The organism is Mycobacterium sp. NPDC048908 (assembly GCF_043197955.1).
Lineage (GTDB): Bacteria > Actinomycetota > Actinomycetes > Mycobacteriales > Mycobacteriaceae > Mycobacterium.
The window spans coordinates 281,527-303,872 of the sequence record NZ_JBICUE010000004.1 but is presented as its reverse complement, the minus strand read 5'-3'; the positions used below and the strand labels follow the sequence as shown (position 1 = coordinate 303,872).

The window sequence follows — 22,346 nt, the reverse complement described above, 5'->3', positions numbered from 1 at the left end:
CTAAATCTTAGGGTGCTCGCCGTCGCCGATGAGAAGACGCACGGCCAGATCCAGTCGCTTGCTGACGTCGGTCGCTGACGCCCGCCGGGTGAGCCAGGCCAGCAGGTTGGACAACCAGACGTCCGAGATGACACGTGCGATGTGGTACTGGTCCTCGGTCGGCTCGCCGTCGCTCATCGCGCGGGCGAACATGGAGTCCATCAGCTTGCCGACGTGATCGACTTCACCGGCAGCGGACGCGTCGGCGAACACGAACGCGCGCGTCATGGCCTCGGTCAGCAGCGGGTTGCGCTGCATCGCCCGGTTCAGCTTGCCGACCATCAGGTTCAGCCGCTGATACGGCGTGCCGCCGGACAACGCGGCACGGTCGGTCTTGGCGTCGATACGCTCGAATTCCCTGCCGAGCGCGGATACCAGCAGGTGCACCTTCGACGGGAAATAACGGTATAGCGTGCCGACGGCGACATCCGCCCGTTCGGCAACCGCGCGCATTTGAACCGCCTCGTAACCGCCCTTCGAGGCGATGGCCAACGTGGCGTCCAGGATGCGCTTGCGGCGCTCCCGCTGGGCCTCTGACCCGAGCTCGGACTCCGCCAGTACGGCCACGTTCATCACCTGGCGCGGCCGCGAATCCGACCCCGAACCCTGCGCGGGCTGTGCCGGTTGCGACATCCCAGACATGTGGTCGGCTACTCCTTCATCGTGCGTGCTCATGAAAACGATACGCATCCAGGACTGCATTTTCTTCCCTCAGCACACCGACGACACCGGCGTGTGCTGCCCCAATGGCGGTCGACTTGACGCTCGAACGCTGGCACTATTAGAACACGTTCTAGTGAGAAGCACGGCCTTCTCACCCAAACGGTAGGAGTCATGTTGTCGGCCACCATCACAGACGAGCAGTTTGCTGCGCGCGACCTGGTGCGTAGCTGGGCGGCCAGCGCCGCCACCGTCCAGGCCGTGCGTGACGTCGAGCGGGGCAGGGCCGATGCGTGGCACACCTCCTACCGCGGCCTGGCCGAACTAGGGATCTTCGGCGTAGCGCTGCCAGAGGCGCACGGCGGCGCGGGCGGCACCGCAGAAGACCTGTGCGCGATGGTCGACGAGGCCGCCGCTGCGATGGTGCCCGGTCCGGTCGCCACTACCGCGCTGGCCACGCTGGTGCTCGGCGAACAGCATGCCAAGCTGCTCGAGGCCCTTGCCTGCGGGGAGCGGACGGCGGGTGTCGCATTGACGGCCGACGTGCGCTACGGCGACGGTCAGGCCACCGGCACCGCCGACTACGTGCTCGGCGCCGACGCGGACGGAGTGCTGATCCTTCCTGCAGGAGACAAGTGGCTGCTCGTCGATGCGACTGCCGGCGGGGTGACGATCGAACCGGTGAAGGCCACGGACTTCACCCGCCCACTGACGCGGGTGGTGCTGGAGTCGGCGACCGCCGACGAGTTGGCCGTCGACTCGCAACGGGTCGAGGATCTGGCCGCGACGGTGCTTGCCGCCGAGGCCGCGGGGGTGGCTCGCTGGACGCTGCGGACCGCCACCGAGTACGCGAAGGTGCGCGAGCAGTTCGGCAAGCCGATCGGTAGCTTCCAGGCGATCAAGCACATGTGCGCCGAGATGTTGTTGCGTTCGGAGCAGATCTCGGTAGCCGCCGGGGATGCGGCGGCCGCGGTCGCTAACTCTGATGGACGCCAGTTGTCCATCGCTGCGGCGGTGGCGGCCGCCACCGCGATTGAAGCCGCGAAAGCCAATGCCAAAGACTGCATTCAGGTGCTCGGCGGCATCGGGATCACGTTCGAACACGATGCGCACCTGTATCTGCGCCGGGCATATGGTATTTCGCAGTTCCTCGGCGGATTGTCGCGATGGCTGCGCCGGGTCGCCGCGCTGACGAGCGATGGCGTGCGCCGCGAACTGCACATCGATCTGGATTCGGTGGCGCACCTGCAGCCGGAAATCGCATCTGCGGTAGCGACAGTCGCGGCGCTGCCTGTCGATGAGCAGCAGGTGGCGCTTGCCGAGTCGGGCCTTCTGGCACCGCACTGGCCGCGACCGTACGGCCGCGAAGCCAGCCCGGCCGAGCAGTTGTTGATCGACCAGGAGATGGCCAAAGCCGGTGTGGTGCGGCCTGATCTGGTGATCGGGTGGTGGGCCGCGCCGACGATCCTCGAGCACGGCAGCCCCGAGCAGATCGAGCGCTTCGTGCCGCCCACGCTGACCGGTGAGCTGTTTTGGTGTCAGTTGTTCAGTGAGCCGGGCGCCGGCTCGGATCTGGCGTCACTGCGGATGAAAGCCGTTCGGGCCGAGGGGGGTTGGAAGCTCACCGGGCAGAAGGTGTGGACGTCGCGGGCGGACTGGGCGCAGTTCGGTGTGTGCCTGGCACGCACCGATCCTGATGCGCCCAAGCACAAGGGCATCACGTACTTCCTGATCGACATGACGTCTCCGGGTATCGAGATTCGCCCGCTGCGTGAGATCACCGGCGACAGCCTGTTCAACGAGGTCTTCTTCGACGAGGTGTTCGTGCCCGACGAGATGGTGGTCGGGCAGGTCAACGACGGTTGGCGGTTGGCCCGCACCACGCTGGCCAACGAGCGCGTGGCGATGGCGCACGGCACTGCACTGGGCAACCCGATGGAGGAGTTGCTTCGCACGGTCACCGAATTGGACGTCGATCCGGCGGTGGCCGATCAACTCGGCGAACTGATTCGGTCTGCTCAGGTGGGGTCCCTGCTCGATCAGCGGATTGCGCAATTGATCCTCGGCGGCCAGGACCCGGGCCCACAAGCCAGCGCCCGCAAGCTGATTGGTGTGCGGTACCGGCAAGCGCTCTCGGAGTTTCGAATGGAGATCTCGCATGGCGCGGGCATCGTGGAAAACAAAGAGGTGCACGACTTCCTCAACACCCGCTGCCTGACCATCGCGGGCGGCACCGAGCAGATCCTGCTCACCATGGCGGGCGAACGCCTGTTGGGACTGCCGCGCTAGGCCTGCAGGACGAGAAATCAGCTCACTCTGAAAGCGGCCGCGCGTTGAATTTCAGCGAGACGCCCAAGATGCGAACGCCACCAGCCGACGCCGCGGTGTGGGTCGACTTCGTCCGTTCCCGTCGGACGCTGCGGTCATAGCGCGCTCGGCGCGCGGGATTGCGCAACAGGTTGTCGGCGGCCAAAACCAGCTCGAATTGCTCATCGGTCGGCTGCGGGACGGTCGTGTCGGGGTGAAGCTCGCGGACGCGTCTTCGGTAGGCGCTGGTGATCGCCTCCGGTTGCTGTGCGCTGCACCCCGAGCACGGCGTACGGATCGAATCGCTGACGCGGCACGATGAGGGTTTACCCCTTTATTGACACGCTCGAAACGCGCTAGCTGAATGTGGTCTGCGCGCACGCCGTCGGCGTGGTGAGGTTCACTCCGCCGTAAACCACCTGGATCTGGGAGCATGCGATGAAGTCGGCCTTCGTATTCGGTTGGCCTGTGCGCCAATCGGTCGGCACGGACTCGCCGTCGATGGTGTAGCGCTCGATCGGTCCGCCGCCGAAGGTGGTGATGGAGATCTCGACGTCGTCGAGCGACTTGTACAGCTTGGACAGCACGTTGTCGTGATTCTGGCCCTTGTTGTCCCGGGGCATCCCCGACGGCGCGCTGTAGGTGGCTTCCTGCCACACGCTGCGAGACGAACTGCGCAGTGTGATGGTCTGCCGCGACCAGGCATCGCCAGGGAATCCGGTGGGTCCGTCCGGCGTCAGCAGATTCGCCGTCGTGCTGAACGTGCATCTGCCCGCCGCGCAATCGGCATTGACGTGCATTTCGATTTGAGTCGCCGGATCGACCGGGATCGAGGTGACGGCGGAGTTGGCCGCAGCCGTCGCCGACGCGGGCTCGATGAGCACCGCGATCGCCAGTGCCGCCGCACTCGCTGCTGTGAGCCGGTTCATCGTCAGCAAGGTATCCGTTCGCTCACTCGTCGTATGTGACTTCGACCGAATCCGATCGCGGGCGCGCCTGGCAGCCGAGGATCAACCCCTCGTCCAGATCCTGCTGCTCGAGCACGTCGTTGACTTCCATCTCCACCTCGCCGCTCTTCTTCAGCACCGCGCACGCGCCGCAATGGCCCTCGCGGCAGGAGAACGGCGCGTCCAGGCCCTTGTCCAGCAGCACGTCGAGCAGCTTGGCGTTGCGCGGCCAACGCACCTCGTGGCGCTCACCGTCGAGCGTGACGATCGCGGTCACGGGCCCCTCGTCGCTGTCGTCGTCCTCGACGACAACGGCGGCGAACGGGTCGGACTCCAGCGACTTGAAGACCTCGATGTGGATCGTGTCCGCCGACGCGCCCGAGCTCTTCAGCGCCTCCTCTGCGGCGGCCATGAACGGGCCGGGCCCGCAGATGTATGCGTCGCGGCCGATGTAGGGCGCGGTCAGACCGGCCAGCGCCGCCGCGGTCGGCAGGCCCTGCACCGACACCAACCAATGCACGACCGCGAGCCGATCCGGATACTTCGCCGCCAAATCGCGCAGCGCGCTCGCGAAGATTACTGAGTTCTCGTCCTCGTTGGCGTAGACCAGCACCACCTTGCCGCTGCCCTCGGCGAGCGCGGACTTGCAGATGGCCAGCATCGGGGTGATGCCGCTACCGGCGGCCAGCAACAGGAAGTCCTGGTCGAGCGTCTTCGGCACGAAGGTGCCCGACGGCGCCAGCACGTGGATCTTCATCCCCGCATGAGCGTTGTCGCACAACCAGTTCGACGCGTATCCGGCGGCGGTGCGTTTGACCGTCACCGTCATCGGGTCCCCGGTGAACGGCGAACTGCACAGCGAATAGCAACGGGCCACCGATCCGGTCCGCTCGCTGGGCACCCGCAGCGTCAGGAACTGACCCGGTGAATACCGCAGCTTCTCCGCCGGGATCACTGGATCGTTTGGCCCGTCGGGCACCGTGAACACCAGCGAGCGCGCGTCGGATGTCTCCTCGATGACATCGGCCACTTGCAGCTCGAGCACGTGGCTACCGAGCGGCTCGTCCGTCACTAGTGGCGCCCTTCCTGGTCAAAGATGCGGTGATAACTAGAACAGGTTACAGAAATGCATGTGCCCAGGTCCAGCCGCTGCAGATATACCCTGCTCGACACAAATCGTAACGTGTTCTAATCTTCTGTCAGGTCCGTACTCTCGGGAGGCAAAGCAGTGACGTCCATTGAACAGGGTGACGTGCAGTCGGTCCTGGCCGGCATCGACGACCTGTTGCCGCTGATCGCCAAGAGAGCCCAGGCGACCGAAGATCTGCGTCGGCTGCCCGACGAAACCGTTGCCGAACTCGACGAGGTCGGCTTCTTCAAACTGCTGCAGCCCGAACAGTGGGGCGGTCTGCAATGCGATCCGACGGTGTTCTACGAAGCGGTGCGCCGCATCGCCACCGCGTGCGGTTCGACGGGTTGGGTCAGCTCCATCATCGGCGTGCACAACTGGCACCTCGCGCTGTTCGACCAGCAGGCCCAGGAAGAGGTGTGGGGCGACGATCCCTCGGTTCGGGTCTCCTCGTCGTACGCGCCGATGGGTGCAGGCACCGTGGTCGACGGCGGCTATCTGGTCAGCGGTTCGTGGAACTGGTCGTCGGGGTGTGACCACGCGACATGGGCGTTCCTCGGCGGCCCTGTCATCAAGGACGGCAGGCCGGTCGACTTCGGCAGCTTCTTGATCCCGCGCACCGAATACCGCATTGACGACGTCTGGCACGTGGTCGGTCTGCGCGGCACCGGTAGCAACACCGTGGTGGTCAAGGACGTGTTCGTGCCGCGGCACCGGTTCCTGTCCTACAAGTCTATGAACGACCGCACGGCGGGTGGCCTGCAGACCAACACTGCTCCCGTGTACAAGATGCCTTGGGGCACAGTGCATCCGACCACCATCTCGGCGCCGATCGTCGGCATGGCCTACGGCGCCTACGACGCTCATGTGGAGCATCAGGGCAAGCGGGTGCGCGCGGCGTTCGCCGGCGAGAAGGCCAAGGACGATCCGTTCGCCAAGGTTCGCATCGCCGAGGCGGCCAGCGACATCGACGCCGCCTGGCGTCAGCTGATCGGCAATGTCGGCGACGAATACGCACTGCTCAAGGCGGACAAGGAGATCCCGTTCGAGCTGCGTGCCCGCGCCCGTCGTGATCAGGTGCGAGCCACCGGCCGTGCCATCGCGTCGATCGACCGGCTCTTCGAGGCGTCGGGCGCCACCGCACTGAACAACGACGCTCCGGTGCAACGGTTCTGGCGCGATGCGCACGCGGGCCGGGTGCACGCGGCCAACGACCCCGAACGCGCCTATCTGATCTTCGGCAACAACGAGTTCGGGCTTCCGCCGCAGGACACGATGGTTTGATTGGCCGGCCTGATGACGTCATTCGCCGCTGAAACCGCTCAGCAGCAAGAGATCACGTTCGAGTCGACCTCCCGCTTCGCCCAAGTCCGCTCGGGGGATATGGCTATGCGGCTGCACTATCACGAAGCAGGCGTGGGTAGCGGTCCCACGATCGTGCTGCTGCACGGTGGCGGGCCAGGCGCGTCGAGTTGGTCCAACTTCGGCCGCAACATCGGCGTGCTGGCGCGTCATTTCCACGTGCTCGCCGTCGATCAGCCCGGCTACGGTCACTCCGACAAGCACACAGAACACGAGCAGTACAACCGCTACAGTGCCACCGCATTGCTGAACCTGTTCGACCATCTCGGCATCGAACGCGCTGCGCTGGTTGGCAATTCGCTCGGCGGCGGGACCGCGGTCAGGTTCGCGCTCGACAACCCCGACCGCGCGGGTCGACTGGTGCTGATGGGTCCCGGCGGGCTGTCGGTCAATTTGTTCGCGCCGGACCCGACCGAGGGCGTCAAGCTGCTCGGCAAGTTCTCCTACGAGCCGACGCGGGAGAACCTCGAAGCGTTCCTGCGAATCATGGTGTACGACCAGAAATTGATCACGCCGGAGTTGATCGACGAACGCTTCGCGATCGCCAGCACACCGGAGTCGCTGGCAGCCACCCGGGCGATGGGAAAGTCGTTCGCAGGCGCGGACTTCGAGCTCGGCATGATGTGGCGCGAGGTGTACAAGCTGCGCCAGCGGGTACTGCTGATCTGGGGTCGGGAGGACCGCGTCAACCCGCTCGACGGCGCGCTGCTGGCCCTCAAGCAGATCCCGCGGGTGCAATTGCACGTCTTCGGGCAGTGCGGACACTGGGCCCAGCTGGAGAAATTCGACGAGTTCAACAAGCTGACAGTTGACTTTCTGGGAGGCCAGTCATGAGCATCCGGTCGCTTGGTTATCTGCGCATCGAGTCGACGGACGTCGGCGCTTGGCGTGAGTACGGCCTCAAGGTGCTCGGCATGGTCGAGGGCAAGGGCTCCACCGAGGGCGCATCAGGTGGTGGGCGGGAAGCGACACTGTATCTCCGGATGGATGACTTCCCTGCGCGCTTGGTGATCGTGCCCGGCGAAAGCGACCGGCTGCTGGAGTCCGGCTGGGAATGCGCTAACGCCGAAGGGCTGCAGGAGATCCGCAACCGCCTGGACCTCGAAGGCACCCCGTACAAGGAGGCCACCGCCGCGGAACTGGCCGACCGCCGCGTCGACGAGATGATTCGGTTCCAGGATCCGTCCGGCAACCGCCTCGAGGTGTTCCACGGCGCCGCGCTGGAGCACCGCCGCGTTGTCAGCCCGTACGGGCACAAGTTCGTCACCGAGGAACAAGGTCTGGGCCACGTCGTGCTGACCACCAGGGACGACATGGAGTCGCTGCACTTCTACCGCGACGTGTTGGGCTTCCGGTTGCGCGACTCGATGCGGCTGCCACCGCAACTGGTCGGCAGGCCCGCCGACGGGCCGCCCGCGTGGCTTCGGTTCTTCGGCGTCAACCCCCGCCACCACAGCCTGGCGTTCATGCCCGGTGAGACACCCAGCGGCATCGTGCATTTGATGGTCGAGGTGGAAAACGCCGACGATGTCGGGCTGTGCCTGGACCGCGCGCTGCGCCGCAAAGTCCCGATGTCGGCGACACTGGGTCGGCACGTCAACGACAAGATGTTGTCCTTCTACATGAAGACACCCGGCGGCTTCGATGTCGAATTCGGTTGTGAGGGCCTCGAAGTCGAGGACCAGAATTGGGTGGCACGGGAGAGCACGGCCGTCAGCCTGTGGGGCCACGACTTCAGCGTCGGCTTCAAGTAAGTGGCCGCAGAACCGATCGACCCTCGCACGTTCCGCAATGTGCTCGGGCAGTTCTGCACCGGCATCACGGTGATCACCACCGTGCACGACGGTGGGCCGATCGGCTTTGCCTGCCAGTCGTTCGCCGCGCTGTCGCTGGATCCTCCGCTGGTGCTGTTCTGCCCCACCAAGGTCTCCCGGTCGTGGCAGGCGATCGAAGCGAGCGGCCACTTCTGCGTCAACGTCCTGCACGAGAAGCAAAAGGACGTCTCGGCACGATTCGGTTCGAGGGAACCGGACAAATTCGCCGGACTCGACTGGCACCCGTCGAAGCTCGGCTCACCGATCATCGACGGCACGTTGGCCCACATCGACTGCAGCGTGCATTCCGTGCACGACGGCGGCGACCACTACGTCGTCTTCGGCGCGGTGCACTCGTTGTCCGATGTGCCGCACACGAAACCGCGGCCGCTGTTGTTCTACCGCGGCGAGTACACAGGCATCGAGCCCGACAAGAACACTCCTGCGCAATGGCGCGACGACCTCGAGGCGTTCCTGACCGCCACCACCGACGACACCTGGCTCTAGATACAGCCCGCCGACCGACGCCTCACAGAATGGCAACCGCCACCACGAGGCCGAGGGCGAACTGGGCGGCCGCCACCATCAGTGTGGGGTGCCGAAACTCCGCAGAGTGCAGGCATCCGGACATGTCCACGCCAAGCACCGTCGTCGCGACACGCATCATGATCACCTGCGCGGCGATGCCGACGAGACCGAACACCGCGGTGGATATCAGTCCCTCCGCGAGCTTTCCGCCCGACCCGTAGATGGCCAGCACGACGATGAACGCCATGCTGACGATGCCTGCCGCCGAGATGATGACGGCGTTTGGCTTGCCCTGCTTGACCATCTGGCGCAGCGGGCCCGGCGTTGCCAGGTCGATCGCGTAGAAGCCCACCACCATCAGCACCAACCCGACAGCGGCGTACAGCCACATGGCGCCGACCCCGCGACCGACGGTGTTCCAGAAGTCGGAATCGAGCGCCAATACGGTGGTCGTCATCATCAGCTTCCTTCTGTCAACGGAATTCGGTGTGGGACAAAGGCAGCACGGTCGTCGGTCACCAGGCCGCCGGCCTCGCGGATCCCCAACCCCGCGGACGAGTCGCCGACCACCCATGCGCCCAACGAGGGCCGCACGTCGTCGAAAAGCGGGAGCGGATCGAACAGTTGATAGACGTAGCCCTCTTCGCCGTAGATGCCGCCGGTGGCCAACTCGACACCCGGACCGACGATCGTGATGTTGCCACCCTCGCGGCCCAGTTTCGGTTTGCGGACGTACTCGGTCAGCTCGTGGGGTTCATCGAGGTAGGCGGGCAGCAGGTTGGGGTGCCCGGGGTACATCTCCCACAGCACCGCAAGGATCGCCTTGTTGGACAGCAGCGCCTTCCACATCGGTTCGATCCACATCGTCTGCGGAAGGCTCGATGCGACGTGCCTGCCGAATTCGTCGTCCAGTACCCACTCCCACGGGTAGAGCTTGAACATCGCATCGATCGGCGCTTCTTCCAAGTCGACGAAGCGCTCGAGGGCGGTGTCCCAACCGACATCCTCGATTTCCAGTGCGATCGTCTCGAAACCGGCTTCGGCCGCGGTCTCCTGCATGTATGTCGTCGTGATCTGGTCTTCGCCGGTCTGCTCGGCACCCGACCAGGAGAAGTGAAGCTCGTTGCTGGGCAGGGTATCTCGCACAACCTTCCACCGGTCCACGAGTTGTTCATGCAGCGAGTTCCATTGGTCGAACCCGGGGAACTTGTCCTGCAGCCAATGCCACTGCAAGACCGATGATTCCAGCAACGTCGTCGGGGTATCGGCGTTGTACTCCAGCAGCTTGGCGGGGGAGCCGCCGTCGTAGCGCAAGTCGAAACGACCGTAGACATACGGATCTGAGCGCCGCCAAGATTCGGCGATGGGCTGCCAACTCCATTCCGGCAGACCAAAATCGGCGTATCGCTCCATGAGCACGACCTGCTCGACCGCGTTCAGGCACATCGAATGCAGCAGTTCGACGTCGGCCTCCAGCGCCAGCACTTCGGCCATCTCGAACTCGTAGAACACCGACTCGTCCCAGTACACGCGGTCCGCGCCGGAGGGATCGAGCGCGGGCGTGCCGAACACGAGGCCCTGCGTTTCCACGATCGACTGCCAGTCCGGCCGTCGGTCCGTTCTGAGGCGTTTCACGGATCGCTGCTCAGCCGCCGCCGCTGCCCGAGAACTTGGTACCCAGACCGCCGCGTTGAATGGTGGTGCCCGACGACGTCTTGACCGTGGTGTCCTTCGGCATCACCGTCGTGCCGCCCACTGGTCGCGACCCGACGGTTCCGCTGCTGCCGTAGTAGTAGCGGTACTGATGCCCGCTGTAGATGAACAGACCGCCGTAACCGCCGGAATGGCCGGTGCAGTAGCTGTCTGGCACGACGATGGGTCCGCCGTTGCCGTCCTCCTGGACGCACTGCGCATTGACCGTCCGCGGGGACAGCGCCCAGTAGCCTAGGGCGGCAACGACTCCCACCACGCCGACGACCGCGGCACCACCGATCAACCGTCGGTTGCGTTGCTGCTTCTTGAGCTCGGCTTCAACGCGCGCCTGCTCAGCCGCCTTCCGCTCGCGCTCGGCTTTCTCCCTGGCCCGCGTCTCGCCGACGGTCGGCGGGCGGGGCCTTGTGGTCGCGGGATCCTGGAACCGCATGCTGCCACCGGACGGCTTCTCCGCGTTGTCACCGAGCGCGCGCTTCTCGTCGTCTGACGGTCCGCCCTGCTGCGGTCGATCTTCGTCCGGCCCCACTCATCGCTCCTCGTCACGACCTGGCAGGCAGTCTGCCACAGCAAACGCCCAGCGGCTACGACTATCACCGCGGCCCCGTCTGTGTCCGGATGAAGCCGATGACGGCCGCCGCGACGTCACGATGCACGGTCTCGTTGAGGATGTCGTGGGCGCCTGGGAACTCCTCGAGTTGCAACAGTTCGATCTGGTCGGCGTAGGCGCGCACGCCGTCGACGAGCGCGATCGGGTCGTTCGTACCGTGCACCGCCAACGTCGGCACGGCTAGCTTCGGCAGGTCGCCGCCGAACCGGTCCCATGCCTTGTCGAGTTCGCGGGCCAACGGCTTACCGTCGGCGTCGACGAAGGCAAGCGGGTCGTTTTCCAGTGAATCGAGATAGAAGGGATCGGCGGAAAGCCAGCTCGGATCAAGATCGAAAGCGCTGTCCGTATCGAGCATCTCAGGGATGGGTATCAGCGGGGCGCCCGAGATGACCCCTGCCTGATAGCGGTCGGGTTGGTCCAGCAGGCGGAACAGCGTGACCACCGCTCCGAACGAATGGCCTTGCGCGATCAGCGGCAGCCCGCGGTGGTGCTGTTCGGCGAATTCGGTCAGCATGTCGCCGAGTGCGGCGCTGTCCTCGATCGAGCCGAAGTCGCCTCGGGTGCCGGGACTCAAACCGTGGCCGAACTGGTCGACGGCCCACAAGTCGATGCCGGCGGCGTTCAGGGCGAAGCCATACCGGTGATAGACGCCGGTGTGCTCACCGAATCCGTGCAGGAAGACGACGGCTGCCCGCGGTTCGGCGGCGGCCCAGTGCCGGTAATAAGCGCGGCCCTTGGGGTGGTCGATGAACGGCATGTAATGACGTTAACGCCGGCCTAGCAGCGCGTCGCGCTGTTCGTCTACCCGCCTGCGGATCGCATCCACGACGGCGGCGACCTCGGGTCTGCGCAGCGTTTCGCCTCGCGTCACAAGCCAGTACGCCAACCGGATGGCGACCCGTTCGGGCAGTATGCGGAGCAGGTCCTCGTGACGGTCGGCCATGAAGCACGGGAGCAATCCGACGCCCGCGTGGGCCCTTGTCGCTTCGACATGGACGAAAACGTTGGTGGACGTCACTGATTCGCGCATTGCGGGCGCGAAGCTCGTCGCGATGTCGAGGTCGTCGACCTGCAGCATCGAGTCGATGAAATACACCAGCGGGAAGCGGGCGAGGTCCGCGACGCTGACCGGCGTGCCGTGTTCGGCGAGATACTCGCGCGAGGCGTACAGGCCGAGGCAGTAGTCGCCGAGCCGTATGGCTTTGGCGCGGTGGACTTTCGGCTCGCCGACGACCACCTCGACATCGAGCCCGGACCGCTGCTGAGTGGCGCGCCGGGTGGTCGCCACGATCTCGACCGCCACCTTGGGATGTGTGCGCTGTACCTGCGCGGCGGCAGGCGCCGCGATGTACGCGCTGAATCCGTCGGTCGCCGAGATCCGCACCACGCCCTCGAGCGCGCGCACGCCGCCGGGGTCGACGGTCAGCGAGCGGACCGCCGATTCGACGGTTTCGGCCGCGGACAGTGCCGCGCGGCCGAGATCGGTGAGTTCCCAGCCGCCGCCGACGCGCGCGAGCACCCGGCCGCCGATCGACTGTTCGAGCGCAGCAATACGCCGCGAGATCGTGGTGTGGTTCAGGCCGAGTTCCTCGGCGGCGGTGCTGTACCGCCCGGACCGGCCAACGGCGAGCAGCACCAGCAGGTCGTCGGCGCTGGGGCGGCGGGCAGGCGTCGGCGGCGCATCGGCCATATCTGCATTTTTGCAGATACCGCGTGCAGATTTGCCCATTGCAGGTGCGCTTATCTGCATGAATACTCGCACCCAGATTTGTGCTGGCCATCACATCTGAGGCAGGAGTGTGCGAATGACTGTCCACGGCGATATGCCGCGAACTACCGACCAGGCGATTCCAACCGGGCTGAAACGCGTGGTCGCCGCTTCGATGGCCGGCACCGTCGTCGAGTGGTACGAGTTCTTCCTCTACGGCACGGCTGCCACGCTCGTGTTCGGCAAGATCTTCTTCGCCAAGGGCAGCAGCGACCTCGACGCGATCATCGCGGCGTTATTGACCTACGCAGTCGGCTTCCTGGCGCGCCCGCTGGGTGGCGTGGTGTTCGGGCATTTCGGCGACAAGTACGGCCGCAAGAAACTGCTGCAGTTCAGCCTGCTGTTGGTCGGTGCGGTGACGGTGCTGATGGGTTGCCTGCCCACGTTCGCTCAGGTCGGCTATTGGGCACCGGTGCTGCTCGTGACGCTGCGGTTCCTGCAGGGCTTCGCCGTCGGCGGCGAATGGGGCGGCGCGGTGCTTCTGGTCGCCGAGCACAGCCCTGACCGCGACCGCGCGTTCTGGGCCAGTTGGCCGCAGGCCGCCGTCCCGGTCGGCAACATGCTCGCGACGATCGTGCTGTTGGTCTTGAACGGAACGCTGTCCGAAGAGGCGTTCCTGTCCTGGGGATGGCGGGTCGCGTTCTGGTTGTCGGCCGTGGTCGTGTTGATCGGCTACTACATCAGGACCAAGGTCAGCGACGCGCCGATCTTCCTCGAGGCGCAGCAGGAGGTCGCACGCGTCAAGGCCGTCTCGTTCGGCGTTGTCGAGGTGCTGAAGCGTTATCCCCGTGGAGTCTTCACGGCAATGGGGCTGCGGCTCGCCGAGAACATCATGTACTACCTGGTGGTCACCTTCTCGATCGTGTACCTCAAGGAGCAGGTGCACGCCAACACCTCCGACATCCTATGGTGGTTGCTGGTCGCGCATGCGGTGCACTTCGTCGTGATCCCGCTCATCGGCAGACTGTCCGACCGGTACGGCAGGCGGCCGGTGTACTTTCTCGGCGCGGTGCTGGCGGGGACCTGGGGATTCTTCGCGTTCCCCATGATGAACACGGCCAACTACCTGTTGATCATGAGCGCCATCATCATCGGCCTTGTCATCCACGCGTTCATGTACGCCCCCCAGCCGGCGATCATGGCCGAGATGTTTCCCACTCGGATGCGGTATTCCGGTGTGTCCCTTGGCTATCAGGTCACCTCGATCTTCGCCGGATCGTTGGCTCCTTCGATCGCGGCCGCTCTGCTCAAGGCATATGACTCGTCGGTCCCGATCGCGCTGTACCTGGCGGTCGCCGCCGTCATCACGCTGGTCGCGGTGTACTTCACCCGTGAGACCAAGGGCATCGACCTCGTGACCATCGACCAGGCCGACCGCGAGCAGCTGGCCAAGGCGGGCGTGGCATGACGGGCCTGCAGGGCCGCACCGCGCTGGTCACCGGCGCGGCGAGTGGGATCGGCGCGGCGTGCGCCAGGCACCTGGCCGCGCGCGGGGCCGCCGTCACGGTCGCCGATGTCGACGAGGCGGGCGCCCAAGAGCTGGCCCGGGAAATCGGGGGGCAAGCATGGGCGGTGGACCTTCTCGACGTCTCATCGCTGGAGAGCCTGCAGCTTGCGACGGACATCCTGGTCAACAACGCCGGGGTGCAGAGCATCAACTCGATCGTCGACTTCGCGCCGGAACGCTTCCGGACGATGCTGACACTGATGGTGGAGGCTCCGTTCCTGTTGATCCGCGCGGCGCTTCCGCACATGTACCAGCAGAAGTTCGGTCGCGTCATTAACATCTCATCGGTGCACGGCATTCGCGCTTCGGAGTACAAGGTCGCCTACGTCACCGCCAAGCACGCGCTCGAGGGGCTGTCCAAGGTGACGGCGCTCGAGGGCGGTCCGCACGACGTGACCAGCAACTGCGTGAATCCCGGCTATGTGCGCACGCCGCTGGTCACCAAGCAGATCGCCGATCAGGCCCGCACCCACGACATCCCGGAGGATCAGGTGGTGGCCGAAATTCTGCTCAAGGAGAGCGCCATCAAACGGCTCGTGGAACCGGAAGAGGTTGCCGCTCTTGTCGGTTGGCTTGCTTCACCGACGGCGGGGATGGTGACAGGCGCCTCCTACACCATGGACGGCGGATGGAGCGCCCGGTGACACACGCGGTCGATGTTCCTCAGTGGCAGCCGACGCAACGCGACATCGCCGACGCCCGCGTCACCGACTTCGCCCGCTTCGTCGAACAACGCACCGGTGGCACCCTGTCCGACTACCAGTCGCTGTGGCGATGGTCGGTCGATGACCCAGGCGCCTTCTGGGGCGCACTGTGGGACTACTTCGGCCTGGGCGATGCGCCCGCGCGTGTGCTCGAAAACGATGCCATGCCGGGGGCCCGGTGGTTCCCCGGTGTCCGATTGAACTACGTCGACCAAATCGTCCGCAATGCGCGCACCGACCGGCCCGCCATCCTGGATGTGAGCGAGGACGGTTCTGTCACCGAGGTGTCCTGGCGCGAACTGCTGGGGCGCACGGCGGCTTTCGCGAAAACCCTACGCTCCCACGGGGTCACGGCGGGCGACCGCGTCGTCGGGTATCTGCCGAATGTCCCCGAGGCCATCATCGCGTTTCTCGCGACGGCAAGCATCGGGGCCATCTGGAGCGCGTGCGGACAGGACTACTCGGCCAAGGCCGCGTTGGACCGGCTGGGTCAGCTGGAGCCGGTCGTCCTGGTCACCGGTGAGGAGTACCGGTACGGCGGAAAGGCTCACGACAAACGCGACGACGTGGCGACGCTGAAGGCCGGGTTGCCGACACTGCGCGCGACCGTGCTGACCGCCGAACTCACCGCGGTGGCCGAACCGGACGAACTGACCACGGTCCCCGTCGACTTCGACCATCCGCTGTGGATCCTGTTCTCCTCTGGAACCACGGGCCTGCCGAAGGGAATCGTGCACGGACACGGAGGTGTCGTCCTCGAACACCTGAAAGCGATTGCACTGCAGTCGGATATCGGCACCGAGGACACCTTCTTCTGGTACACCAGCCCGAGCTGGATGATGTGGAACTTCCAGGTGGCCGGCTTACTGGTCGGCGCGACCATCGTCTGCTACGCAGGCAGTCCGAACTATCCGAAGCCGGATAGCCTGTGGGACATCGCCGCTCGCATCGGTGCCACCGTGCTCGGCACCAGCCCTGGCTATGTGCTGGGTTGTGCCAAGGCGGGCGCGGTGCCGCGTACAGAGCACGATCTGTCGAAGCTTCGGACTGTCGGCATCACGGGGTCGTCTTTGCCGCCGTCGTCCTCGTTGTGGCTGCGCGACAACGTGGGTGACCGCGTCCAGGTCGCGTCGATCAGCGGTGGCACCGACGTGGTGTCTGCGTTCATCGGCGGCGTCCGCACCGTGCCGGTGTGGCCCGGTGAGTTGTCCGCGCCCTACCTTGGCGTCGCGCTGGACGCATGGGACGAGTCCGGCAGACCCGTGCGAGGCGAGGTCGGCGAACTGGTCATCACCAAACCGATGCCGTCGATGCCCGTGGCGTTTTGGCGCGATGCCGACGGCTCCCGTTATCGCAGCGCCTATTTCGAAATATTTCCCGGTGTCTGGCGCCATGGTGACTGGATCACGATCACCGACCACGACAGCATCATCGTGCACGGCCGCTCGGATTCCACCTTGAACCGCCATGGTATTCGGATGGGCAGCGCCGACATCTATCAAGCCGTCGAGCGACTGCCGGAGATCGCCGAGGCGCTGGTGATCGGCGCCGAACAACCCGACGGCGGCTACTGGATGCCGCTGTTCGTCGTTCTCGTCGACGACGCGGAACTGACCGACGAACTGCGGGACCGGATCAAACAGACCGTCCGCGACGAGGTGTCGCCGCGGCACGTGCCCGACGAGATCATCGTCGCGCCAGGCGTTCCGCACACCCGCACCGGCAAGAAACTCGAGGTGCCGATCAAGAAGTTGTTCCAGGGCGCCGACCCGGCCCGAGTGGTGGAGAAGAGCGCCGTCGACGACCCCGGGCTGCTCGACTGGTACGCCAATCTGAAGCAGTAGCCTCCGCGAGGCATGTGGATTGTTTTCTGCACGGGTCATGATGCTGTGGCAGAATCGAACATGTGTTCGAAGGCGTAGCGGACGGAGACCTCATCGACGTGATGGGTGAGGCGACGCGGGATGAGTCCACCGCGATCGCTCAGCGCCTGGCGGCGGTGGCCGAATTGTTCGTGCGCCGTAAGGAAGCGTTGGCCGAGTGTCAGTGGTGGGTGGCTGATCATTGTGACGGGGTGGCGGCCGAGATCGCCGCGGTGCAGAACATCAGTCATGCCCGTGCGGTGGCCCAGGTGCAATTCGCCTGCAACCTGTGGCATCGGCTGCCGAGGGTGGCGCGGGTGTTTGTGTCGGGGGTGATCGATCTGCGGCTGGTGTCGACGATCGTGGCACGCACGGACAATGTCGATGATGCGGTGATGCCGGCGTTGGACGAGGCGATCGCTGATCAGTGCCGCAAGTGGATGAAACTGTCGACGCCGAAGCTGAAGGATCGGGTTGATCAGTGGGTGGCCAACTTCGATCCGGCCGGGGTGCGGGTACCTCCGAAGGTCGACGACAACTGTTACGTCGATATCACTTCCTCGGCGACGCAACCGGGTATGGCCGAGATCAGCGGGTTCCTGCGTGCCGAGGATGGCGCGGGGTTGACTGCGCGCCTGGATGCGTTGGCCGCCACCGTGTGCCCCGATGATCCTCGCAGCCATCAACAGCGCCGTTCGGCTGCTGCGGGGGCACTGGCGCGCGGGGAGGCCACCCTGCTCTGCCAGTGCGGACGTGACGACTGCCCAGCCGGTGTCGAGCGTGACAACGCGGCGGCGGCGGCGTCGGTGGTGATTCACGTACTGGCTGAGCAGGCCACCGTCGAGGGCACTGGTGATGCGCCGGGGTATCTCCCGAGTTTCGGGATCCTGCCTGCCGAATCGGTACGCAGTCTGGTCCGTAGGGCGCACGTGAAGCCGGTGGTGCTGCCGACGGCCACCCCGGATCCGGGGTATCGGCCTTCGGCCGTGACGCGGGAGTTCACCCGGTGGCGGGATTTGACGTGTCGCTGGCCGGGTTGCGACAAACCTGCCGCCGCGTGCGATTTGGACCATACGGTGCCCTATCCGGCCGGGGTCACCCATGTCTCAGACCTCAAGCATTACTGCCGGATTCATCATTTGATCAAGACTTTCCACCCGGGCTGGTATGAGGAACAACGGCCCGACGGGACGATCGTGTTGACCGGCCCGAGCGGGCACGCCTATGTGTCCGAGGCGCACGGCGCGGCGCTGTTCCCGACGTTGGGGCAGCCCACCGAGGCGTTAGGGGTGTCGGGGGTCGACGAAAAGCCCGCACCGTATCGCCAGGTGATGATGCCGCGGCGCACCCAGACCCGTGAACAGAGCCGGTGTGACCGCATCGCCGCCGAACGCCGCCAACGAACCGAACTCATCGCCGAAGAACAACGACAACGTCAAGCCTGGCTCGCCGAAAACTACCAACCACCACCATTCTGACGATGGTTAACTGAGCCAGGATCCGATGCGGCGCAACGCTTCTTCGATATCGCCGGTCGGCCCCGCGAACGACAGTCGCACGAATGATCCGCCGCGCGCGGGATCGAAGTCGATGCCCGGCGCGATCGCAACGCCAGTGTCGTTCAACAACTTCGAGCAGAATGACAGCGAATCCGTTGTCACATGTGAGACGTCGGCGTACACGTAGAACGCACCGTCGGTGGGGGCAAGGCGGTCGATGCCGATCGAGCGGAGTCCGTCGAGCAACAGTCGGCGATTGGCGGCGTAGTGGTGTAGCAGTGCGTCCGCCTCCGCGATCGACTCTGGGGTGAACGCCGCGACCGCGGCGTACTGCGCCAAGACGGGCGGGCAGATGGTGAAGTTACCGGTCAGGCAGTCCACCGCCCGCTGCAGCTCCTGTGGCACCAGCAGCCAGCCCAGCCGCCACCCGGTCATCGCGAAGTATTTCGAAAAGCTGTTGACCACCACGGCATCTCGCGACGTCTGCCACGCGCAACTGGTCGCGGGAGCGCCCTCGTACACCAGGCCGTGGTAGACCTCGTCACTGATCAACCGCACTCCAGAGGCCGCGCACCACGATGCAATCGCCGCCAGCTCTTCGGGTGGAATCACCGTGCCGGTCGGATTGGCCGGGCTCGCCACTATCACGCCCTGCACTGGCGGGTCCAGATCGGCGAGCATCTGCGCCGTCGGCTGGAAGCGCGTCTCCGGTCCGCACGGCATCTCGACGACCTCACAGCCAAGCGCCGAGAGGATGTTGCGGTAGCACGGATAGCCGGGGCTGGCGATCGCCACCCTGTCACCGACGTCGAAGCAGGCGAGGAAGGCCAGCAGGAATCCACCACTGGACCCGGTGGTGACCACCACGTCGGCGAGATCGACGTCGACCCCGTGCCGATCCCGGTAGGAGCCTGCGATCACGCTGCGCAGTTCGGGAATGCCCAACGCCACCGAATAGCCGAGTGGGCCGCTGTCCAACGCGCGCTTGGCGGTCTCTCGTACGGCGGTCGGTGCGCCGGCGCTCGGCTGGCCCGCCGACAAATTGACCAAGTCACCATGCGAGCGTTGGCGCTCCGCGGCGGCCAGCCACACGTCCATCACGTAGAACGGTGGGATTCCGGCTCGCAGTGCTGGGCCGGTATTGCTGCTCGCGGTGCTCATTTGAGCGAGGATAGTGGGACCATGCAGCAGCACGACGAGCACTTCGCAATCAACAGGGCCTGGTGGGATGACCGCGCGCCAGCGCACGCCGCTTCGGCGGATTACGCGGTGCAGGATTTGATCTCGGACCCGACGCGGCTGTCGGATGTCGTCCGGTTCGACGTGCCCCGCCTCGGCGACGTCGAGGGGCTGCGCGGAATCCATCTGCAATGTCATATCGGCACCGACACCCTCTCGCTGCATCGCCTCGGCGCGGTGATGACAGGGCTGGACTTCTCGCCGGAATCGATCGCCACCGCGCGACGGATCTCCGCCGAGGCCGGTGCCGACGTCGCCTTCGTGCAAGCGGACGTATACAGCGCTCACGCTGCCGTCGGCGGTGGTTTCGACTTCGTCTACACCGGTATCGGTGCACTCTGCTGGCTGCCTGACGTGAACCGTTGGGCGCACATCGTTTCCGCGCTGTTGCGCCCGGGCGGCAGGCTGTTTCTCCGCGAATACCATCCGATGATGTGGGCGGTCGATGAAACCCGGACCGAGGCGCTCATGCTCGGCTACCCGTACTTCGAACAGCTCGAGCCCGACACGTTCGAGGATCCAGGTACCTACGTGGACACCGCGATCGCCTTCAGTAACAACGAGTCTCGCAGCTGGAACCACGGCCTCGGCGAGATCATCACCGCTGTTCTTGCGGCGGGCCTCGAGCTCACCATGCTCGTCGAACACGACTCCGCGCCGAACAACGCCTTACCCGCGCGCATGCGTAGGGAATCTGATGGCGAATGGCGGCTCGTCGAGCACGCGGAGCGGCTGCCGTTGACCTACACGTTGCAGGCTGTCAAGCGCTAGAACACCTCGGCTTCGAGCCTGCGCAGATGCTCCCGCGGCGGGCCCAGCAGCTGTGCACTGGAGTGGGCACGCTTGAAGTACAACTGGATGTCGTGCTCCCAGGTGATCGCGATGCCGCCGTGCATCTGGACGGCCTCGGCGGCCACCTTCGTGAACGCCTCGCTGGCCGACACCCGGGCCAGCGCCGCCGACGTCGGCGACGGCTCGGCGATCGCATCGTCGACGACCGCGCGTGCGGACTGCACCGCGACGTACAGGTCGGCCATCCGGTGCTTGAGTGCCTGGAAGCTGCCGATCGGACGGCCGAATTGCACGCGGTCCTTGCTGTATTCGACGGTCAAGTCCAGACATTTCGCGGCCGCGCCGATCTGCTCGGCGGCCAGCAGGATCGCCGCCGTATTCGCCAACCCGGGGTCGGCGCCGACATCGGCAGTTTCCGTCGGCTCGACGCGCGCGAGTCGCCGTGTCAGGTCCATGGATTCGACGCGGTTGGCGGAGAAGGCCGTCCAACGGCTCAGCGTGGCGCCGTCGGCGGCGACCACCACGTCAGCGATGTCGCCGTTGATCACGTAGCCCGGGTCGAACACGACCGTGCCGATCGAGGCACCCTCGGCCAGCTTCTCCAACGCGTCGGTGTCGGGCTCGTCGGTGGCCAGCAGCGCGAGTTCGGCCAGCGTGGTGCCGAGCAGAGGCGTCGGCACCAGCGCCTTGCCGAGTTCCTCGAGCACCACCGCGGCATCGGCAAGCTGGCCGCCCGCACCGCCAAGGTCCTCGGGAACGATCAGCGCGGCCGCTCCGACCTGCTCGCACAACAACTTCCACAACGTTTCGTCATAGCCGCGTTCCGACATCATCGCCTCGCGGACGGCGGCGGGAGATGCGTGTTTGTCGACCAACGCCGCGACGGTTTCGCGCAGCAGTTCCCGTTCTTCACTCACAATGCCTCCAACAGTCTGCGCCGATGCAACGTTGGGTCGCCCCACGCCGAGCGCAGCGCCTGCACGCGAAGCAGCCACAGCGACAAGTCATGCTCTTGCGTGAATCCGATTGCGCCGTGAGTCTGAAGCGCCGACCGGGCCGCCAGCAGCGCCGCGTCCGACGCGGCGACCTTCGCTGCGCTGACGTCACGCGCGGTATCGGCCGAGTTGTCGCCGAGCGACAGCGCCGCCCCGTACACCAACGGCCGCGCCAACTCCAGCGCGATGTGGACGTCGGCCAGCTTGTGCTTGATCGCCTGGTACGTCCCGATCACGTTGCCGAATTGGCTTCGCTGCTTGGCATATTCGACCGACGCGTCGAGCAGTGCCTGCCCGGCGCCGACCAGTTGCGCGGCCGTGGCGAGCACGCCGAACTCGTATGCCCGGACGACGTCGGCGGCCCATGGATCGCCGGAACCATTGACCTCGAACAACTTTCGGCTCGGATCGACGGACTCGTGCTGCGCTGCCGCTGCACCGCTACGCGCGTCACCGTCGCCGGCCACCAGGATCAGGCCCACCGTTTCCGCGTCGACGGCACGCGGCACCTGTGGCGGCAGCGCGACGGTCGCGATCAGCTCACCGCTCGCCAGGGCGGCCGACCGTTCGTCGTCGGCAAGCAGAACGGGCGCCACCGCAATGGATTCGGCGACCGGTCCCGGCACGCACCATCGGCCCAGCCGTTCCACCGCGACGACGAGATCGACCGGGTGGGCGTCGATCCCGTCGAATCTCTCCGAAACCATGAGCGCCGTGACGCCGAGGTCGGCTAGCTGCGCCCACACCTTGCGGCCAGGGCCGGTGTCGCCCGCGGCCCAAGCCCGCACCGCGCCAGGCAGATCGGCGGCGCCCAACGCCGCGTCAATACTTGCGGCGAAGTCGCGCTGCTGTTCGTCCAAATCGAATCTCATGA

At 65.7% G+C, this 22,346-nt stretch carries 22 protein-coding genes; 10 read left to right on the top strand and 12 right to left on the bottom strand.

Going from position 1 to position 22,346, the window contains the following annotated elements:
* Entirely contained in the window at positions 1 to 606 is a 606-nt protein-coding gene (gene kstR, locus ACGFK1_RS13460) for a cholesterol catabolism transcriptional regulator KstR (protein WP_192724394.1), read from the bottom strand.
* Positions 607 to 873: 267 nt separating this feature from the next.
* Here kstR and ACGFK1_RS13455 point away from each other — a divergent pair, with 267 nt between their 5' ends.
* Entirely contained in the window at positions 874 to 2,988 is a 2,115-nt protein-coding gene (locus tag ACGFK1_RS13455) for an acyl-CoA dehydrogenase family protein (protein ID WP_393429321.1), read from the top strand.
* 22 nt (positions 2,989 to 3,010) lie between these two features.
* On the opposite strand, the gene ACGFK1_RS13450 is transcribed toward ACGFK1_RS13455, so the two are convergent.
* The 3 genes from ACGFK1_RS13450 to ACGFK1_RS13440 form a co-directional block, all read right to left on the bottom strand.
* The gene (locus tag ACGFK1_RS13450; protein WP_393430089.1) at positions 3,011 to 3,259 is read right to left on the bottom strand and encodes a DnaJ domain-containing protein; all 249 of its coding nucleotides are present in this window, start codon (positions 3,257 to 3,259) and stop codon (positions 3,011 to 3,013) included.
* A 103-nt stretch (positions 3,260 to 3,362) separates the two neighbouring features.
* Positions 3,363 to 3,935: a hypothetical protein gene (locus tag ACGFK1_RS13445; RefSeq protein ID WP_393429318.1), complete on the bottom strand. Its 573-nt coding sequence runs from the start codon at positions 3,933 to 3,935 to the stop codon at positions 3,363 to 3,365.
* A 22-nt stretch (positions 3,936 to 3,957) separates the two neighbouring features.
* Positions 3,958 to 5,025, bottom strand: coding sequence for a 2Fe-2S iron-sulfur cluster-binding protein (locus ACGFK1_RS13440; protein WP_393429315.1), 1,068 nt, complete (start codon positions 5,023 to 5,025; stop codon positions 3,958 to 3,960).
* A 156-nt stretch (positions 5,026 to 5,181) separates the two neighbouring features.
* On the opposite strand from ACGFK1_RS13440, the gene hsaA reads away from it, so the two are divergent.
* The 4 genes from hsaA to hsaB are packed head-to-tail and all read left to right on the top strand — an operon-like array spanning position 5,182 to position 8,765.
* A complete protein-coding gene (hsaA, locus tag ACGFK1_RS13435; protein ID WP_393429313.1) occupies positions 5,182 to 6,366 on the top strand; it encodes a 3-hydroxy-9,10-secoandrosta-1,3,5(10)-triene-9,17-dione monooxygenase oxygenase subunit in 1,185 nt (394 codons plus the stop codon).
* A gap of 12 nt (positions 6,367 to 6,378) precedes the next feature.
* A complete protein-coding gene (gene hsaD / locus ACGFK1_RS13430) occupies positions 6,379 to 7,278 on the top strand; it encodes a 4,5:9,10-diseco-3-hydroxy-5,9,17-trioxoandrosta-1(10),2-diene-4-oate hydrolase (protein WP_393430086.1) in 900 nt (299 codons plus the stop codon).
* Positions 7,275 to 8,198: an iron-dependent extradiol dioxygenase HsaC gene (hsaC, locus tag ACGFK1_RS13425; protein WP_393429310.1), complete on the top strand. Its 924-nt coding sequence runs from the start codon at positions 7,275 to 7,277 to the stop codon at positions 8,196 to 8,198. Before hsaD ends, hsaC begins: the two co-directional genes overlap by 4 nt.
* Complete coding sequence (gene hsaB / locus ACGFK1_RS13420) at positions 8,199 to 8,765, top strand: 3-hydroxy-9,10-secoandrosta-1,3,5(10)-triene-9,17-dione monooxygenase reductase subunit (protein ID WP_393429307.1); 567 nt, start codon at positions 8,199 to 8,201, stop codon at positions 8,763 to 8,765.
* 22 nt (positions 8,766 to 8,787) lie between these two features.
* Here the strand turns inward: hsaB and ACGFK1_RS13415 are convergent, their stop codons facing one another.
* From ACGFK1_RS13415 to ACGFK1_RS13395, 5 genes are all read right to left on the bottom strand, one after another.
* The gene (locus ACGFK1_RS13415; protein ID WP_393429304.1) at positions 8,788 to 9,243 is read right to left on the bottom strand and encodes a DUF350 domain-containing protein; all 456 of its coding nucleotides are present in this window, start codon (positions 9,241 to 9,243) and stop codon (positions 8,788 to 8,790) included.
* Positions 9,244 to 9,245: 2 nt separating this feature from the next.
* On the bottom strand, positions 9,246 to 10,421 hold the full coding sequence (locus tag ACGFK1_RS13410; RefSeq protein ID WP_393429302.1) for a glutathionylspermidine synthase family protein: 1,176 nt from the start codon (positions 10,419 to 10,421) through the stop codon (positions 9,246 to 9,248).
* Positions 10,422 to 10,431: 10 nt separating this feature from the next.
* Positions 10,432 to 11,025: a hypothetical protein gene (locus ACGFK1_RS13405; RefSeq protein ID WP_393429299.1), complete on the bottom strand. Its 594-nt coding sequence runs from the start codon at positions 11,023 to 11,025 to the stop codon at positions 10,432 to 10,434.
* A 64-nt stretch (positions 11,026 to 11,089) separates the two neighbouring features.
* Complete coding sequence (locus ACGFK1_RS13400; RefSeq protein WP_393429296.1) at positions 11,090 to 11,863, bottom strand: alpha/beta fold hydrolase; 774 nt, start codon at positions 11,861 to 11,863, stop codon at positions 11,090 to 11,092.
* Between the two features lie 9 nt (positions 11,864 to 11,872).
* Complete coding sequence (locus tag ACGFK1_RS13395; protein WP_393429293.1) at positions 11,873 to 12,796, bottom strand: LysR family transcriptional regulator; 924 nt, start codon at positions 12,794 to 12,796, stop codon at positions 11,873 to 11,875.
* A 115-nt stretch (positions 12,797 to 12,911) separates the two neighbouring features.
* Here ACGFK1_RS13395 and ACGFK1_RS13390 point away from each other — a divergent pair, with 115 nt between their 5' ends.
* The 4 genes from ACGFK1_RS13390 to ACGFK1_RS13375 all read left to right on the top strand — a co-directional run bounded on the left by ACGFK1_RS13390 (position 12,912) and on the right by ACGFK1_RS13375 (position 18,425).
* Positions 12,912 to 14,282: an MFS transporter gene (locus tag ACGFK1_RS13390; protein ID WP_393429290.1), complete on the top strand. Its 1,371-nt coding sequence runs from the start codon at positions 12,912 to 12,914 to the stop codon at positions 14,280 to 14,282.
* The gene (locus ACGFK1_RS13385) at positions 14,279 to 15,025 is read left to right on the top strand and encodes a 3-hydroxybutyrate dehydrogenase (RefSeq protein ID WP_393429287.1); all 747 of its coding nucleotides are present in this window, start codon (positions 14,279 to 14,281) and stop codon (positions 15,023 to 15,025) included. Before ACGFK1_RS13390 ends, ACGFK1_RS13385 begins: the two co-directional genes overlap by 4 nt.
* Positions 15,022 to 16,929, top strand: a complete 1,908-nt coding sequence (locus tag ACGFK1_RS13380; protein WP_393429284.1) for an acetoacetate--CoA ligase — start codon at positions 15,022 to 15,024, stop codon at positions 16,927 to 16,929. The genes ACGFK1_RS13385 and ACGFK1_RS13380 overlap by 4 nt, the downstream gene beginning before the upstream one ends.
* A 62-nt stretch (positions 16,930 to 16,991) precedes the next feature.
* A complete protein-coding gene (locus ACGFK1_RS13375) occupies positions 16,992 to 18,425 on the top strand; it encodes an HNH endonuclease signature motif containing protein (RefSeq protein WP_393429281.1) in 1,434 nt (477 codons plus the stop codon).
* Positions 18,426 to 18,431: 6 nt separating this feature from the next.
* On the opposite strand, the gene ACGFK1_RS13370 is transcribed toward ACGFK1_RS13375, so the two are convergent.
* Positions 18,432 to 19,607, bottom strand: a complete 1,176-nt coding sequence (locus ACGFK1_RS13370; protein WP_393429278.1) for a pyridoxal phosphate-dependent aminotransferase — start codon at positions 19,605 to 19,607, stop codon at positions 18,432 to 18,434.
* A 21-nt stretch (positions 19,608 to 19,628) separates the two neighbouring features.
* Here ACGFK1_RS13370 and ACGFK1_RS13365 point away from each other — a divergent pair, with 21 nt between their 5' ends.
* A complete protein-coding gene (locus ACGFK1_RS13365) occupies positions 19,629 to 20,456 on the top strand; it encodes a class I SAM-dependent methyltransferase (RefSeq protein ID WP_393429275.1) in 828 nt (275 codons plus the stop codon).
* Here the strand turns inward: ACGFK1_RS13365 and ACGFK1_RS13360 are convergent.
* Complete coding sequence (locus tag ACGFK1_RS13360) at positions 20,453 to 21,394, bottom strand: acyl-CoA dehydrogenase family protein (RefSeq protein WP_393429272.1); 942 nt, start codon at positions 21,392 to 21,394, stop codon at positions 20,453 to 20,455. The genes ACGFK1_RS13365 and ACGFK1_RS13360 overlap by 4 nt on opposite strands.
* Entirely contained in the window at positions 21,391 to 22,344 is a 954-nt protein-coding gene (locus ACGFK1_RS13355; RefSeq protein WP_393429269.1) for an acyl-CoA dehydrogenase family protein, read from the bottom strand. Before ACGFK1_RS13355 ends, ACGFK1_RS13360 begins: the two co-directional genes overlap by 4 nt.
* Positions 22,345 to 22,346: the final 2 nt, after the last annotated feature.